At 65.8% G+C, this 15,971-nt stretch carries 12 protein-coding genes; 8 read left to right on the plus strand and 4 right to left on the minus strand.

Annotated elements, in window-relative coordinates; genetic code table 11:
- The first annotated feature begins 116 nt into the window (after positions 1-116).
- From ABLE94_RS07975 to ABLE94_RS08005, 7 genes are all read left to right on the plus strand, one after another.
- On the plus strand, positions 117-719 hold the full coding sequence (locus tag ABLE94_RS07975; RefSeq protein WP_348808514.1) for a flavin reductase family protein: 603 nt from the start codon (positions 117-119) through the stop codon (positions 717-719).
- Between the two features lie 44 nt (positions 720-763).
- Positions 764-2,395 carry a 4-hydroxyphenylacetate 3-hydroxylase family protein gene (locus ABLE94_RS07980; RefSeq protein ID WP_348808515.1) on the plus strand — a complete coding sequence of 544 codons (1,632 nt, stop codon included), beginning with the start codon at positions 764-766 and terminating at the stop codon, positions 2,393-2,395.
- 16 nt (positions 2,396-2,411) lie between these two features.
- Positions 2,412-2,720 (plus strand): EthD family reductase, encoded by a 309-nt coding sequence (locus ABLE94_RS07985; protein ID WP_348808516.1) that lies wholly within the window; start codon positions 2,412-2,414, stop codon positions 2,718-2,720.
- A 126-nt stretch (positions 2,721-2,846) separates the two neighbouring features.
- Positions 2,847-3,896 (plus strand): AraC family transcriptional regulator, encoded by a 1,050-nt coding sequence (locus ABLE94_RS07990; protein ID WP_348808517.1) that lies wholly within the window; start codon positions 2,847-2,849, stop codon positions 3,894-3,896.
- A 245-nt stretch (positions 3,897-4,141) separates the two neighbouring features.
- The gene (locus tag ABLE94_RS07995; RefSeq protein WP_348808518.1) at positions 4,142-5,098 is read left to right on the plus strand and encodes a PDR/VanB family oxidoreductase; all 957 of its coding nucleotides are present in this window, start codon (positions 4,142-4,144) and stop codon (positions 5,096-5,098) included.
- 68 nt (positions 5,099-5,166) lie between these two features.
- A complete protein-coding gene (locus ABLE94_RS08000; protein ID WP_348808519.1) occupies positions 5,167-6,525 on the plus strand; it encodes a cytochrome P450 in 1,359 nt (452 codons plus the stop codon).
- 40 nt (positions 6,526-6,565) lie between these two features.
- The gene (locus tag ABLE94_RS08005) at positions 6,566-7,180 is read left to right on the plus strand and encodes a nucleoside/nucleotide kinase family protein (RefSeq protein WP_348808520.1); all 615 of its coding nucleotides are present in this window, start codon (positions 6,566-6,568) and stop codon (positions 7,178-7,180) included.
- A 2-nt stretch (positions 7,181-7,182) separates the two neighbouring features.
- Here ABLE94_RS08005 and ABLE94_RS08010 read toward each other — a convergent pair whose 3' ends face one another.
- The 4 genes from ABLE94_RS08010 to prpD form a co-directional block, all read right to left on the minus strand.
- Positions 7,183-10,572, minus strand: coding sequence for a pyruvate carboxylase (locus ABLE94_RS08010; RefSeq protein ID WP_348808521.1), 3,390 nt, complete (start codon positions 10,570-10,572; stop codon positions 7,183-7,185).
- Between the two features lie 161 nt (positions 10,573-10,733).
- Positions 10,734-11,885, minus strand: coding sequence for a bifunctional 2-methylcitrate synthase/citrate synthase (locus tag ABLE94_RS08015; RefSeq protein ID WP_348808522.1), 1,152 nt, complete (start codon positions 11,883-11,885; stop codon positions 10,734-10,736).
- The gene (prpB, locus tag ABLE94_RS08020; RefSeq protein WP_348808523.1) at positions 11,882-12,883 is read right to left on the minus strand and encodes a methylisocitrate lyase; all 1,002 of its coding nucleotides are present in this window, start codon (positions 12,881-12,883) and stop codon (positions 11,882-11,884) included. Before prpB ends, ABLE94_RS08015 begins: the two co-directional genes overlap by 4 nt.
- On the minus strand, positions 12,883-14,394 hold the full coding sequence (gene prpD, locus ABLE94_RS08025; RefSeq protein ID WP_348808524.1) for a 2-methylcitrate dehydratase PrpD: 1,512 nt from the start codon (positions 14,392-14,394) through the stop codon (positions 12,883-12,885). The genes prpB and prpD overlap by 1 nt, the downstream gene beginning before the upstream one ends.
- 119 nt (positions 14,395-14,513) lie before the next feature.
- On the opposite strand from prpD, the gene ABLE94_RS08030 reads away from it, so the two are divergent.
- Complete coding sequence (locus tag ABLE94_RS08030; protein WP_348808525.1) at positions 14,514-15,956, plus strand: short-chain fatty acyl-CoA regulator family protein; 1,443 nt, start codon at positions 14,514-14,516, stop codon at positions 15,954-15,956.
- Positions 15,957-15,971 lie beyond the last annotated feature (15 nt).

The raw sequence follows: 15,971 nt of genomic DNA on the forward strand, positions 1-15,971 counted from the left end.
GGCTGATAGAACCCGACGCGCTTTTCGGATGGACACCGCGCAGATCGGATCGCCAACGTCTTCTCGGTCGCCTTATGTTCTACATCACATTCGGCCCGAGAGGAAAGGCGAGGCACATGGAGAAGAAAGCCCTGCAGAACGTTTTCGGCCAGTTCGCGAGCGGCGTCACCGTCATCACCTGCGCCAACGCCGACGGCGAGCCGCACGGCGCGACGGTCACCGCGTTCACCGCGGTCTCCCTTGAACCGCGGTTGTGTCAGGTCACCCTCACGCGAAAGTCCAAGGCGTGCAATTACTTGACCGATGCTCCCTTCGCGGTCAACATCCTCGCGGCCGATCAACTCGACACCGCGATGCACTTCGCCGGCCGGCCGAGCGAACCCGGCCCGACCTGGGTCGACGGACCCACCGCGCCGGTGTTGCGGGGCAGCGCGGCGGTTCTCAGTTGCACGCCGTGGCGGTCCTACGACGGCGGCGATCACCTGATCTTCATCGGCGAGATCGTCGACGCCGAGTCCTCGGGGAAGCCCCCACTCCTGTACTACCGCAGCACCTTCCACGATCTGGGCGAGCCCAGCGTCAACTCGCTGTGGACGCTGTGCGCCGACGATCCGCATTCCGGATGGTTCGACGCCACCACCACATTCACCCCCTTCCATCTCACCCGAGGAGAGAACGCAGAAACTCCGACGTCCAGCACAACTCCCGTATCAGCCTGATCCATAACGACATTCGTTCCATTCATCAGAAAGAGGTATGAATCATGACGACCATCGAACGCCCCAGTAACAATTCCACCGGCAATCCCGCCGACACCGGAGCGCCCACCGTCAATCCGGCCGCCGATTCGCCCGACAATCAGAAGAAGAACTTCGCATCCCGGCCGATGACCGGCGACGAGTACATCGAATCACTCCGCGACGGTCGTGAGATCTGGCTGCACGGTGAACGCGTCGAGGACGTGACCACCCACCCGGCCTTCCGCAATCCGATCCGGATGACCGCCCGTCTCTACGACTCGATGCACGACCCGGAGACCCGTGACAAGGTGACCGCACCCACCGACACCGGCAACGGTGGGGTCACCATGCCCTTCTTCAAGGCGCCGACGAGCAGCGAGGACCTGATCAAGGAACGCGACGCCATCGCCGAGTGGGCCCGGATGACCTACGGGTGGATGGGCCGCTCCCCCGACTACAAGGCCAGCTTCCTGGGCACCCTGCACGCCAACAAGGATCTCTACGCGCCGTTCGAGGCCAATGCCGAACGCTGGTACCGCGAATCGCAGGAGAAGGTCCTCTACTGGAATCACGCCATCATCAACCCGCCGGTGGATCGGCAGCTGCCTCCCGACGAGGTCGGCGACGTGTTCATGAAGGTGGAGAAGGAGACCGACGCCGGCCTCGTGGTCTCCGGCGCCAAGGTGGTCGCCACCGGTTCGGCCATCACCAACTACAACTTCATCGCCCACTACGGCCTGCCGATCAAGAAGAAGGAATTCGCCCTCATCTGCACGGTGCCGATGGACGCGCCCGGCATCAAGCTGATCTGCCGCAGTTCCTACACCCAGCAGGCCGCGGTGATGGGCAGCCCGTTCGATTACCCGCTGTCGAGCCGCATGGACGAGAACGACACCATCTTCGTCTTCGACAAGGTCCTCGTCCCGTGGGAGAACGTCTTCATGTACGGCGACGTCGAACGCATCAACGCGTTCTTCCCGCAATCGGGCTTCTTGCCGCGCTTCACCTTCCAGGGCTGCACCCGCCTCGCGGTGAAGCTCGACTTCATCGCCGGTCTGCTGATGAAGGCCCTCGATTGCACCGGTTCCGGCGGATTCCGCGGCGTGCAGACCCGTGTCGGTGAGGTCATCGGCTGGCGCAATCTGTTCTGGACAATCACCGACGCGATGGCCCACAACCCGGAACCGTGGATCGGTGACACCGTCATCCCACGCCTGGAGTACGGGCTGATCTACCGCATGTTCATGATGCGCGGCTACCCCCGCATCAAGGAGATCATCGAGCAGGACGTGGCGTCGGGCCTCATCTACCTGCCGTCGAGCGCCGCGGACTTCAAGAGCGCCACCGTGCGCCCCTACCTCGACAAGTACGTCCGCGGCTCCAACGGCATCACCGCCGTCGACCGCGTGAAAGTCATGAAGGCCCTGTGGGATTCGATCGGCTCCGAATTCGGGGGCCGTCACGAACTCTACGAGCGCAACTACTCCGGCAATCACGAGAACGTGCACGCCGAGTTGCTCTTCGCCGCGCAGAACCGCGGTGGCGTCGATCAGATGAAGGGTCTCGCCGAGGCCTGCCTGGCCGAGTATGACCTCGACGGCTGGACCGTCCCCGATCTGATCGGCAACGACGACGTCAGCTACTTCGGCAACTGAGAGGACTACCCACATCATGCACACGTTGATGGTCGCCTACCCGCACCCGGCCGATCCGGTGGAGTTCCGTCGCTACTACGCGCAAACCCACCTACCGCTGGCGGCAAAGATTCCCAACGTCCGGGCATCGCGGTATTCCTTCGAGATCGCCACGCCCGACGGTTCACCGTCGCCCTACTTCGCGGTATTCGAAGCCGACTTCGACAGCGTCGAAGCGATGGGCGCCGCACTCGACTCACCGGAAGGGCAAGCGGCACAAACCGATGTGGGGAACTTCGCCACACATGGCGTGCATATCATGCATTTCGAGTCCCAGTCCGCGTAGGCTGCGGCGTTGACCTGCCGTGGTCGCGACCCGCGAGGGTGGCGACCACGGCAGGGTGCTCTCACCACACCCACAGTGAGGGCCGGTCGGCCACCGCGACCGCCGTGAACGTCCGAGGAGGTCGGGATGCCACACTCGCCGGGCCGCCCATCGCAACCGGATCCGGGCGCGGGCCCACCCACACCGCCGACCTCGGTCGAAATGCACAGCGCCGACGTCGAAGAAGCGACCGCCGAGGTCGGACGACTGTTTCATCCCCACGAACTCACCCGGGTCGAGACCACCGGCACATTCGAGGCCGACCTGAGCGCCGTGGCCACCGGACCGATCGTGGCCGGGCGCATCCGCTACAACAGCAACAGCGATCTGTATTGCCCCGCAATCGACGGCTTTCACGTCAACATTCCGATCGCCGGGCGCCTGATCTCCGAGTCGGCGGGGGTACGCACCACGATCGACGAACTCGATGGCGTCGCCTACGACCACGACGCCGATGCCCGCCTGGTGACCCCCGCCGCCAGCCAGCTCAACATCGTGGCGCTCAAGTTCAACCGTGACGCTGTCGAGAACGTGCTCGCCGACATCGTGGGCGCCCCCGTCCCCGGGGTACACCTGCGCGGGAGCCTGAACCTCTCCGCTCGCGACGGGCTGGCCTGGCGATCGCTGGTTCTGAACACCTACGTCGCAGCCGTCCCCAATGCGATGCTCACCAACCCGGTGGTCGCCGAGCCGCTGAACTATTCGATCATCGCTGGACTGCTCTCACTCATCGACCACGGACACACCGACGCCCTCGAGGCGGCGGCACCGGCCACCGCGCCGGTCGCGATCCGGCGGGCCATGGAGTTCATCGACGCCCACGCCGAACTTCCGTTGACCCCGACATCCATCGCCCGACAGGCCGGCCTCAGTGTCCGCAGCCTGCAGCGCGGATTCCGCGAACACGTCGGCCTCGGCCCGATGCACTATCTGCGGACCGTTCGGATGCACAACGTTCATCGCGATCTCCTTGCCGCCGACCCGGCGACCACCACCGTCGCCGCGATCGCCGGCCGATGGGGCTTCTACCATCTCGGTCGATTTTCCGCGGACTACAAACGGCTGCAAGGACATTCACCGTCGGAGACCCTGAAGGCCACCGGTCGCACAAGTTGGGGTCGTCGGTCGAACCGGTAGCGCGAGGACGTGCCGTGGCGCAAATCGGATAGGACCGCGCCGCTGCGCGGATAGATGTGCGCTGTCCCACTTGCCTACGGTTGGGTGATATACGACATATCCATCGGGTGCCCTCGCCCCCGACACCACAGCGAGTCACACAGCGCGTCACCACATCACGACGCCGAGCGCGACACCACCGCACTTCCACGGACCAAATTCGTGCCGCATGGCGACGTCGCTCGCACACCGCCCGGAGGTCTCTCATGCATCCTGCCCCCACTCTCCCGCTCGTCATCGACGAGTTACGTACCGAATGCGACGGCATCGTCTGCGTCGAACTGGTGGCCGCGGACGGTACCGACCTGCCGGCCTGGGATCCCGGCGCACACATCGAGGTACACCTCGGCAACGGACTCAGCCGCCAGTACTCGATCTGCAGCGACCCCGCCGACCCCGGCCACTACACGATCGCGGTGCTCCTCGATCCACACAGTCGCGGCGGTTCACGCTACATCCACGACACATTCGCCAAGGGTGACCATCTATCGACCTCCCTGCCACGCAACAACTTCCCCTTCACCGATGCCCCGCAATATCTGTTCGTCGCCGGTGTAATAGGGATCACCCCCCTGATCCCGATGATGGTGACCGCCCAGCGACGCCACCGGCCGTACCGGCTCGTCTACGCCGGACGAGACCGATCGCGAATGGCTTTCTCCGGCCTGCTCTCCCACGATCCGTCGGTACAACTACTGGTATCGGGCGAGGGCAGCCGGCTCGACGTCGCAGGACTACTCGACGACGACACGCACGCTGCGGCCGAGATATTCGCCTGCGGCCCACCACGACTGCTCGACGAACTGACCGACCACTGCCGACGCGCCGACCGTCAGCGCCATCTACACATCGAACGCTTCGTCGGCACCGCGGTCGATCTCGACGCCGACAAGGAGCGGGCATTCGAGGTGGAACTGGCCCGCTCGGGCGCGGTGGTGACCGTGGGTGCCGACCAAAGCATTCTCGATGCCCTACTCGCACAAGGCATCAAGGCCCCCAACAGCTGCGCCGAAGGGGTATGCGGGTCGTGCGAGACCACCATCGTCGAGGGCACCGTGGACCATCGCGATCAGATCCTCGACGACGACGAGAAGGAGGAGAACGAGGTCATGATGATCTGCTGCTCGCGCGCCACATCGGATCGTCTCGTCCTCGACCTGTGACCATCACCTCTGCCACACACCCTCTGCCCCATCGGAGTTCAGCCCCCCAATTCGACAAGGAGTCGACGATGACCGAGACACCCGTGCGCCCCACCAACACCCATGCGCCGAGTACCGCACCCACCACCACATCCGCCGCGACATCCGCCGGTCGCTGCCCGGTGAGTAACTTTGCCGCAGAGTTCAACCCATTCGACGAGGCGTATCTGCAAGATCCCTACTCCGTGTTCGCCCGGGCACGAGCCGACGAGCCGGTGTTCTACAGCCCAGAGATCGACTACTGGGTGGTGAGCACCTACGACGACGTGCTCGCGATCTCCCGCGACACCGAGTCCTATTCGGCCACGGCGGCCGGTGAGTTGATCAAGCCGCCATGCCCGGCAGCGATGGACAAGCTCGCCGCCGTCGACTACGTTCCCTCGACCATGCTCGTCGACGAGGACGCTCCCCTGCACACCAAGCGCCGGCGCGTACTGCGCAAGGGCGTCACGCCGGACAAGGTCGCCGAGATCGAGCCGTACACCCGTCGATTCGTCCGCACGTGCCTCGACGCGATCGTCGATGCGGGACACGCAGACATGGTCTCCGATATGACCTTTCAGGTTCCCGCCCAGACCGCCTTCGTCCTGATGGGGGTGCCCGAGGCCGAGGTGGAGCGGGCCCGTCGGTACGCGTCCCGGTTCGCCTTGTGGATCTGGGGTCGCCCCAGCGACGACCAACAGGTCACGCTCGCCGAGGAGTTCGCCGCGTACCTGACCTATGCGCGGGAACATGTGGAGCGTCTGATCGACAATCCGGGCGACGACTACATGAGTAACGCGATCAAGGCGTGGCAGAAGGCAGGCAACGACGACGTCTGGGATCGCACCTATCTGGCCTCGATCATGCAGAGTCACCTCTACGCCTCGCACGAGACCACCACCAATGCCATGGCCAGTGGTTTCAAAGTGCTGCTCGAGCACCCTGATCAGTGGCGCGAGCTCTGCGAGAATCCCGCGCTCATTCCCGCCGCTGTCGAAGAGATCTTGCGCTACGCCTCGTCGGTGCCGGCGTGGCGTCGGGTGACCACTCGCCCCGTCACCATCGGCGGATTCGACATCCCCGCCGGGCAACGCATCCTGCTGCTCACCGGTTCGGCCAATCACGATGAGGCACGGTTTGCCGACGGTGACACGTTCGACATTCACCGCCACAACGCCGAGGATCACCTTGCCTTCGGCTGGGGAGTGCATCATTGCCTCGGTCAGGCGCTGGCGCGCATGGAGATGACCGTCATGCTCGAGGAGACCACCGCTCGGCTCCCGCATCTCCGCCTCGTCGAACCACAACGGTGGACCTACTCCCCCAACACGTCCTTCCGTGGTCCCGAAACCGTGCTCGTGCAGTGGGACCCACAGCAGAATCCGCCGACCGCCGAGGTCCGCTGACTCTGTACCCACCGAACGTCGCGGCCGATAGGCTCGGCGTATGTCGGTCACCACGGAGATCATCGCGGCGGCCGCCGGGTCACCACGTCATGTAGTGGGTATCACCGGACCACCCGGCGCCGGCAAGACCACCATCGCCCACCGCCTCGTCGCCGAGCTCGCAGCAACGCTCGGCGACGAGGCGGTGGGCCTTCTGCCGATGGACGGTTTCCATCTGGCCACACCTGTGCTGCGCCGTCTCGGCCGGGCCGCACGACGAGGCGCTCCCGACACCTTTGACGTCGACGGATTCCTCAGCCTGCTCCGACGCATCCGGACGCCCGGACATGATGTCTACGCACCGGATTTCGACCACACCACCGCCGAGCCCATTGCCGCCTCGCTGATCATCGGCGGCACTGCCCGCGTCGTGGTCGTCGAAGGCAATTACCTCGCCGCTGATGGCGAATGGTCGCCGGTACGAACACTTCTCGATCGCCTGTGGTTTGTCGATGCCCCCGATGCTGTGCGCCACACGCGACTACTTGCCCGTCACGTCGCGGCCGGCAAGACCGACTCCGATGCGCGATCCTGGATCGCTGAGGTCGACGATGTCAACGCCGCACTCGTGCGCGCCACCCGATCTCGCTGCGACGCCGAGGTCACCGGCGAGTGACCTCAGCCGATCTCGATCAGCAGGTCTCCGGGCGCGACGCTGGTGACCGGTCCGATGGCGACGCGGGTGACCTTGCCGCCGACCGGGGCGGTGATGGTGGCCTCCATCTTCATCGCCTCGATGGTGCCGATCGCCGCACCCGGCTTCACCTCGTCGCCCACCGACACCGACACCGACACCACACCGGCGAACGGTGCGCCCACCGACCCGGGATTGGACCGATCGGCCTTCTCGGCGGCCTCGACGGCGGAATCCACCGCGCGGTCGCGGACCGCGACCGGCCGCAGCTGCCCGTTGAGGACGCACATCACGGTGCGCATGCCCTTCTCGTCGGCGTCGCTGATGGCCTCGAGGCCGATCAGCAGTTCCACACCCGGTTCGAGTTCGACGCGATGTTCTTCGCCGTAGCGCAGACCGTAGAAGAACTGATTCGCCGACAACCGTGACGTGTCGCCGTAGGCCTCGGTGTGTTCGGTGAACTCGCGGGTCGGGCCGGGGAACAGCAGGCGGTTCAACGTCTCCTGCCGTCCACGTCCCGGCTCGTCGAGTGCGGCCGAATCCTCCGTCGACAACTCGACCACCTGGGGCGCCGGAGGCCGGCCCTCGAGTGCCCTGCTGCGCAACGGTTCCGGCCAGCCGCCGGGCGGATCGCCGAGTTCGCCACGCAGGAACCCGATCACCGAATCCGGGATGTCGTGGCCGGCGGGATCGTCGGCGAAGTCCTGCGGGTCGATGCCCTGGCCCACCATCGACAGGGCGAGGTCACCGACGACCTTCGACGACGGTGTCACCTTGACCAGCCGGCCGAGCATCGCGTCGGCGGAGGCGTACGCGTCCTCGACGGCCTCGAACCGGTTGCCCAGGCCGAGCGCGATGGCCTGCTGGCGCAGATTCGACAGCTGGCCACCCGGGATTTCGTGGGCGTACACGCGTCCGGTCGGTCCGGGGATGCCGGATTCGAACGGCGCGTACACCTTTCGGATCGCCTCCCAGTACGGTTCGAGATCGCACACGGCAGCCAGATCGAGGCCGGTGTCGCGTTCGGTGTGTGCGAACGTCGCCACGATCGCCGACAGCGGCGGCTGACTCGTTGTCCCGGCCAACGCCGCCGACGCACCGTCGACCGCATCCGCACCGGCCTGCACCGCCGCCAGATACGTCGCCAACTGACCACCGGGGGTGTCGTGAGTGTGCACATGGATCGGCAGGTCGAATTCCGAACGCAGTGCCGTGATCAGTTTCGTCGCGGCCGGTGCACGCAACAGACCGGCCATGTCCTTGATGGCCAGCACGTGCGCACCCGCCTCGACGATCTGCTCCGCCAGACGCAGGTAATAGTCGAGGGTGTAGAGATCCTCGGCCGGATTCGCCAGGTCACCGGTGTAGCTCATCGCCACCTCGGCCACCGCCGTACCGGTCTCCCGGACCGCCTCGATTGCCGGCCGCATCTGCTCGATGTTGTTGAGCGCGTCGAAGATCCGGAAGATGTCAACACCGACCGCGGTGGCCTCCGACACGAAGGCGGTGGTCACCTTCGTCGGATACGGGGTATAGCCGACGGTGTTCGCGCCGCGCAGCAACATCTGCAGACAGATGTTGGGCATGGCTTCACGCAGCTGTGCGAGTCGGTCCCACGGGTCCTCCTTGAGGAACCGTAGCGCCACGTCGTAGGTCGCCCCACCCCAGCACTCCACCGACAGCAACTGCGGCGTCAACGCCGCCACATACGGCGCGACCGCCATCAGCCCCGAGGTACGCACCCGGGTCGCGAGCAGCGACTGATGCGCATCACGGAAGGTGGTGTCGGTCACCGCAACTCCCGGCTGCTCACGCAGTGCGCGCGCAAAGCCCTCCGGGCCCAGTTCGGTCAGCCGCTGCTTGGATCCGGGCTGCGGATGGGCCAGCACGGCCTTGTCGACGGTGGGCAGTTTGTCGCGCGGATACACCGTCGACGGCCGCTCCCCGTGCGGCTTGTTGACCGTCACATCCGCCAGATACTCCAGGATGCGGGTGCCGCGGTCGGCGGATCCGCCGGTGGTCAGCAACCACGGCCGCTCGTCGATGAAGGAGGTGGTGACCCGTCCGGCACGGAAGTCCGGATCATCCAGAACCGCCTGCAGGAACGGGATGTTGGTCGCGACGCCGCGAATCCGGAACTCCGCCAAGGCGCGTCGGGCGCGACGTGCCGCGGTCGCGAAATCCCTTCCCCGACAGGTCAGTTTGACCAGCATCGAGTCGAAATGACCACTCACCTCACCGCCGAGGTTGGCGCCGCCGTCCAGTCGGATACCGGCGCCACCGGGGGTGCGATACGCGGTGATCCGGCCCACGTCGGGGCGGAATCCGGCGGCCGGGTCCTCGGTGGTGATGCGGCACTGCATCGCCGCGCCGTGGACGGCGATGGTCTCCTGGGTCAGCCCGAGGTCGGCGAGCGACTCCCCCGAGGCCACCCGCAGCTGCGCCCCCACCAGATCCACATCGGTGATCTCCTCGGTCACCGTGTGCTCCACCTGAATCCGCGGATTCATCTCGATGAAGACGTGCCTGCCCTGTTCATCGACGAGGAACTCGACGGTGCCGGCACAGGAGTAGCCGATCTGGCGGGCGAAGGCGACCGCGTCGGCGCAGATCCGATCCCGAAGCGCGGGATCGAGATTCGGCGCCGGCGCCAACTCCACCACCTTCTGATGGCGGCGCTGCAGGCTGCAGTCACGCTCGTAGAGGTGAATCACGTTGCCGTGGGTGTCGGCGAGGATCTGCACCTCGATGTGGCGCGGATTGATCACCGCCTGCTCGAGAAACACCGTCGCATCACCGAAGGCGGCATCGGCCTCACGCGAGGCGGCCTCGATCGATTCCCGCAGTTGCGCCGGGTCGTCCACACGGCGCATCCCGCGCCCACCGCCACCGGCGACGGCCTTGACGAACACCGGGAACTGCATGTCCTGCGACGCCGCGATCAAGTTCTCGACGTCCGAGGACGGCTCCGACGACGCCAGCACCGGCAGTCCGGCGGCCTTGGCCGCGGCGATGGCCTGGGCCTTGTTGCCGGTCAGGTCGAGCACGTCGGCACTCGGACCCACGAAGGTGATCCCTGCCGCCGCGCACGCACGCGCCAGACCGGGGTTCTCCGAGAGGAACCCGTAGCCCGGGTAGACCGCGTCCGCACCGCATCGCTGGGCCGCGGCGACGACCTCCTCGACGGACAGATATGCGCGCACCGGATGTCCGGGCACGCCGATCTGATAGGACTCGTCGGCCTTCAATCGATGCAGCGAGTTGCGATCCTCATACGGAAAGATCGCGACCGTGCGAGCGCCGAGTTCATAGGCGGCGCGAAACGCACGGATCGCGATCTCGCCGCGGTTGGCCACCAACACCTTGTCGAACATGTTGCCTTTCCGTTCCTGCAGGCCCCGAAATGTCAGATGCTCCCAGGTGAGCGTAACCCGGGAGCATCTGACATCGGACCGGCTGTCTTATGACGTGGGATGACTGGTGGGAATACCACGCATTCCGCCGCGGAATCCCCGAATTGTCGGATGACTGGACATCAGGCGGTCAGGACCCGCTGCGCCGGGCCGTCATACGAACTCAACGGACGGATGAGCGCATTGGCCGCCGTCTGTTCGATGATGTGCGCCGTCCATCCGGTGATCCGGCTCATGACGAAAATCGGTGTGAACGAACCGATGTCGAATCCCATCAGGTAGTACGCGGGCCCGGTCGGGAAGTCGAGATTGGGTTTGATCCCGGTCCGTTCGGTCATCACCGCCTCGAGTTCGCCGTAGATCTCCAACCATCGGGTGTCGTTCTTGTGGTTCGATATGTCGACGAGCGCCTCCTTCATGGTCGGCACCCGCGAGTCGCCATTCTTGTACACGCGATGTCCGAAGCCCATGACTTTCTCTTTTCGAGACAGCTTGGCCTCCATCCATTCCCTCGCCCGCTCGGGACGATCGATCTCGATCATGTCGTACATGACCGCCTCGTTCGCCCCACCGTGCAACGACCCCTTCAACGCTCCGATCGCCGCGGTGACCGCGCTGTAGATGTCGGACTGCGTCGAGGTGACGACGCGTGCGGCGAACGTCGATGCATTGAAGCTGTGTTCGGCGTAGAGGACCATCGACTTCTCGAATGCCCGGACAATCACCGGGTCGGGCACCTCTCCGAAACACATATTCAGGAAGTTCTCCGAGTATCCGAGCCCGTGATGCGGGGCGATCGGCTCCAGCCCGCGTCGCCGCCGCATGTCGGCGGCGACGATCGTCGGCAGGACGGCGAACATCCGCAGCGCCTTGTCGTAGTTCGACGACGCACTCGGATTGTCCTCGTCCGGGTCCTCGGTGCCGAGGAAGCTGATCGCGGTGCGCACCACGTCCATCGGGTGGCAGTTCTCCGGAATCCGCGCCAGGACCGCCTGCGTCGAACGATCCAGACGACGACTGGCACGCTCGAGGAGGGTGAACGCCGACAGCTCACGATCGTTCGGCAGCTCCCCGTGCCACAGCAGGTAGGCCACCTGCTCGAACGAGCAATGGGCCGCGAGGTCCTGCACGGCGTAGCCGCGGTAGGTCAGGGAGTTGGTCTCCGGCACCACCTTGGAGATCGCGGTAGTGTCGACGACGACGCCGGCCAGGCCCTTGTAGATCTTCGGGGCCTGCGACTCTGCCGTCTTCTTCTCGGGTGTCGCGGTGGTCATTGCTGTACACCTTTCGGATTGGTGGTCGACCCGGTGCCACCCGCGGTGGGAAGCGGCCCGCTCGCTCCGCTCCCGGCGCCGATGGTGAAGTTGAACAGGTCGGAATCGAAATCGTTGTAGTCGGCGTACCGCAGCAGTTCGTAGAGTCGACTGCGGTGCTGCATCCCGTCGAGAAGCCCCGATTGCGTTCCGGCGGAATGGATTTCCCGCAGTCCGCGTTCGACGGCACCCATCGCGATGCGCAGCGTCGTCACCGGGTAGATGACGGCGTTGTAGCCGACGTCGCGCAGCTGGTCGGCGGTCACGAGCTCGGACTTGCCGAACTCGGTCATGTTCGCCAGCAGCGGGACGTCGACGGCTGCGCGGAACTTCTCGAACTCACCGATGTCGCGCAGGGCTTCGGTGAAGATGAGGTCGGCGCCGGCGTCGGCGTAGGCCTTGGCCCGTTCGATGGCCGACTCGATGCCCTCGATGCCGGCCGCGTCGGTGCGCGCGCAGATGACGAAGTTCTCATCACGGCGAGCCGACACCGCGGCGCGCAGACGCTTGAGCATCTCGCCCGTCGGGACGACGTCCTTGCCGTCGAGGTGCCCGCACCGCTTCGGATTGACCTGATCCTCGAGGTGACATCCGGCCAGACCGGCGTCCTCGAGGGAGGCGATCGTGCGCGCCGCGCTCATCGGCTCCCCGAATCCGGTGTCGGCGTCGATGAGGGTCGGCAGGTCGGTGGCGTGCGCGATCGCCGAACCGCGGGCGGTGACCTCACTCAACGTGGTCAGTCCGATGTCGGGCAGTCCGAGGTCCGCCGACAGCACCGCACCCGAGACGTACACACCCTCGAATCCGACGTCCGCGATCAGCTTTGCCACCAGCGGGGAGAAGGCTCCCGGCCAGCGCAGCAGGTCACCTGAGGCGAGCCCGGCGCGCAATGCGCGGCGCTTGTCGGTGTCGGAGACGGCCGACGAAAAGAGGCCGGAGACTCCTGATGCTGAGCCCATCAGAAGATTCCCGTCCCGATCGTCGGCGCCTTGTCCAACACCAACGGCGCCACGGACACGTTGAGCGCGCCGAGCTCGCCCGGCCCGAGATCGCCGAGCCCGGCAGCAGCCACCAGGAATCGCTGCTGCTCGTCCGCATCGACTACCCCCTCGGCCATCGCCGCGAATTTCGCCTCGTACTGAGGTCGCGCGAACGGCCGAGCGCCGAGCGGATGGGCGTCGGCGACCGCGAGTTCATCGGTGATCACCTCACCGCCCGTCAGGGTGATCACGGCCTTGGCACCGAATGCCTTCTCGGCCGGATCGGTGGAGTGGTACCGACGGGTCCACTCCGGGTCTTCGACCGTGGAGATCTTGTTCCACAGCGCGATCGTGTCGGGACGGTTCGCACGTTCGGGTGCGTAGGAGGCCTCGTGATGCCAGACGCCGTCCTGGAGTGCGACCGCGAAGATGTAGGGCACGGAGTGATCGAGGGTCTCGCGGCTGGCCTTCGGATCGAACTTCTGCGGATCGCCGGAACCGGTGCCGATGACGACGTGGGTGTGGTGGCTGGTGTGCAGCACGATCGATTCGATGTTGTCGAGATTGGCGATGCGGTCCCGCATGCGGCGAGCGAGGTCGATCGGCGCCTGGCTCTGGTACTCGGCGGAGTGTTCCTTGGTGTAGCTGTCGAGGATGGCGCGCTTGGCCTCACCCGGTCCGGGGAGCGGGATCTGGTAGGTCTTCTCCGGACCGCCCAGCATCCAGGCGATGACGCCGTCCTCGCCTTCCCAGATCGGGGCGGGCGCACCCTCGCCGCGCATGGCGCGGTCGACGGCCTCGATGGCGATCTTGCCGGCGTGGGCCGGGGCGTAGGCCTTCCAGCTCGAGATCAGACCCTTACGCGACTGGCGGGTGGCCGTGGTCAGGTGCAGGGCCTGCCCGATGGCCTGGTAGATGGTCTCCTCGTCGAGCTTCAGCATCGTGCCGAGGCCGGCGGCGACCGACGGACCGAGGTGGGCGACATGGTCGATCTTGTGCTCGTGCAGGCACATTCCGCGCACCAGGTCGATCTGGATCTCGTAGGCGGTGGCGAGACCGCGGATCAGGTCGGCACCCGAGGCGCCGACCTGCTGCGCCACGGCGACGAGTGCGGGGATGTTGTCACCGGGGTGGGAGTATTCGGCAGCGAGGAAGGTGTCGTGGAAATCGAGCTCGCGCACGGCGACCCCGTTGGCCCACGCCGCCCACTCGGGCGAGTAACGGCCCTCGACACCGAAGACCGCGGCACCGGGCCTTCCTTCTGCCGGCGGGTGTGCGAGCGCCTGCGCCCGGGCGGAGGTGACCGGACGGCGGATCACCGACGCCGCGCTGACCGCGGCGTTGTCGATGACGCGGTTGATGATCATCTCCGCGGTGTCGGCGGGCACCTCGACGGGGTCGATGGCCACCTTGGCGATCTTGGTGGCAAGGTGCTCGGACTGCGGGAAGTCATCAGAGCTGCGGTGTGTCCGTACGTCGTGAATGATCATATTCGCACCGTACGCAGCATCGGCGACCAGTGGAAAGACCTGGCAAATGCGTATTTCTGCGGAAGTTTCCAGACAATCTTGCAAACTTTGTGGACGGCTCGCCGTCTATGCTGGGCGCCATGGTGAAGACGTCGTCGAGTTCGGCGGGCCGGATGTTCGTGGGCCCGAGACTCCGACGGCTGCGCGATGAGCAGGGTCTGTCGCAGGCCGCGCTCGCACGTCGGATCGAGAAGTCGACGAGCTATCTCAACCAGCTCGAGAACGATCAGCGCCCGATCACCGTCCCGGTCCTGCTCGCGCTGACCCGGGAGTTCGATCTCGACGCCGACTACTTCGCCTGTGACAACGATGCGCGACTCATCGGCGACCTCGCCGACGTCATGACCGCCCATGCGGAGTCCGGGGAGTGCAGCCGCGCCGAGATCGCCGAACTCGTCGGACGCATGCCCGCCATGGGACGGACTCTCGTCGCCCTGCACCGACAACTCACGTCGGCGACCGCCGAATTGGAAACCTACCGGGCGCAACTCGCCGATCCGACCGCGGCGGCGGGATCGACCCCCTTCGAGGAGGTGCGCGACTTCTTCTACGACCGCAAGAATCACATCGACGTCCTCGACCGGGCGGCGGAGCAACTCTTTGCCGACGAGAAACTCTCCATCGGCGGGCTCGATCTGCAATTGGCCGACCTCCTGCATCGTCGCCACGACATCCGCGTGACCATCACCCACGAACCCGATCCCGTTGCGGCCGTGGCAGTTCCAAAACGGACGTTCGATCCGGCCAACGGCGTGATCGGCCTGGCCGGTCGTCTGAGCGCGGGACAGCGCGCGTTTCAGCTCGCCACCCAGCTGGCACTGCTGGAACAGGAAGCCACCATCGATGCGCTGGTTGCGCAGGCCCAGAATCTCAGCGCTGCAACACTTCCCGTCGCACGCATCGGATTGGCGAATTACTTCGCGGGCGCTCTGCTGCTTCCGTATGAGCGGTTCCGTGCCGCGGCGGAGAAGACGCGCTACGACATCGAGTTGCTGAGCCTGACGTTCGAGGTCGGATTCGAGACCGTGTGCCATCGGTTGTCGACCTTGCAGCGTCCCGGAAGTCGAGGTGTGCCGTTCATCTTCGTGCGCACCGACAAGGCGGGAAACATCTCGAAGCGACAGTCGGCCACCGCCTTCCACTTCTCACGCGTGGGCGGTAGCTGCCCGCTGTGGGGAGTGCACGATGCGTTCGCCACGCCCGGGCGGATCGTCACCCAGGTGTCCCAGATGCCCGATGGCCGGTCCTATTTCTGGCTGGCCCGCACCACCACCGAACAGCGCGGCCACCTGGCACCGCACACCAGTTTCGCCGTGGGCCTCGGATGCGATCTCGCCCACGCCGACCGGCTCGTCTATTCGACCGGGGTCGACCTCGCCGACGAGCGCACCGTCGTACCGATCGGAGCCGGATGCAAGGTGTGCGAGCGTCCGGCATGCACCCAACGCGCGTTCCCCCAGCTCGGCCGGGGCATCCACATCGATCCGACTCGCAGCGACTCGATTCCGTATCGTCCGGCGTGAGGCGCCCTCGCCTGG

Origin of the sequence: Gordonia sp. VNK1, from assembly GCF_040049135.1 — a bacterium.
Lineage (GTDB): Bacteria > Actinomycetota > Actinomycetes > Mycobacteriales > Mycobacteriaceae > Gordonia > Gordonia oleivorans.

Excerpts from the sequence above, each read along its gene's own strand:
- ABLE94_RS07975 (WP_348808514.1), top strand. The coding sequence starts at position 117 with ATGGAGAAGAAAGCCCTGCAGAACGTTTTCGGCCAGTTCGCGAGCGGC.
- ABLE94_RS07980 (WP_348808515.1), top strand. The coding sequence starts at position 764 with ATGACGACCATCGAACGCCCCAGTAACAATTCCACCGGCAATCCCGCC.
- ABLE94_RS07985 (WP_348808516.1), top strand. The coding sequence starts at position 2,412 with ATGCACACGTTGATGGTCGCCTACCCGCACCCGGCCGATCCGGTGGAG.
- ABLE94_RS07990 (WP_348808517.1), top strand. The coding sequence starts at position 2,847 with ATGCCACACTCGCCGGGCCGCCCATCGCAACCGGATCCGGGCGCGGGC.
- ABLE94_RS07995 (WP_348808518.1), top strand. The coding sequence starts at position 4,142 with ATGCATCCTGCCCCCACTCTCCCGCTCGTCATCGACGAGTTACGTACC.
- ABLE94_RS08000 (WP_348808519.1), top strand. The coding sequence starts at position 5,167 with ATGACCGAGACACCCGTGCGCCCCACCAACACCCATGCGCCGAGTACC.
- ABLE94_RS08005 (WP_348808520.1), top strand. The coding sequence starts at position 6,566 with ATGTCGGTCACCACGGAGATCATCGCGGCGGCCGCCGGGTCACCACGT.
- ABLE94_RS08010 (WP_348808521.1), bottom strand. The coding sequence starts at position 10,572 with ATGTTCGACAAGGTGTTGGTGGCCAACCGCGGCGAGATCGCGATCCGT.
- ABLE94_RS08015 (WP_348808522.1), bottom strand. The coding sequence starts at position 11,885 with ATGACCACCGCGACACCCGAGAAGAAGACGGCAGAGTCGCAGGCCCCG.
- prpB (WP_348808523.1), bottom strand. The coding sequence starts at position 12,883 with ATGGGCTCAGCATCAGGAGTCTCCGGCCTCTTTTCGTCGGCCGTCTCC.
- prpD (WP_348808524.1), bottom strand. The coding sequence starts at position 14,394 with ATGATCATTCACGACGTACGGACACACCGCAGCTCTGATGACTTCCCG.
- ABLE94_RS08030 (WP_348808525.1), top strand. The coding sequence starts at position 14,514 with ATGGTGAAGACGTCGTCGAGTTCGGCGGGCCGGATGTTCGTGGGCCCG.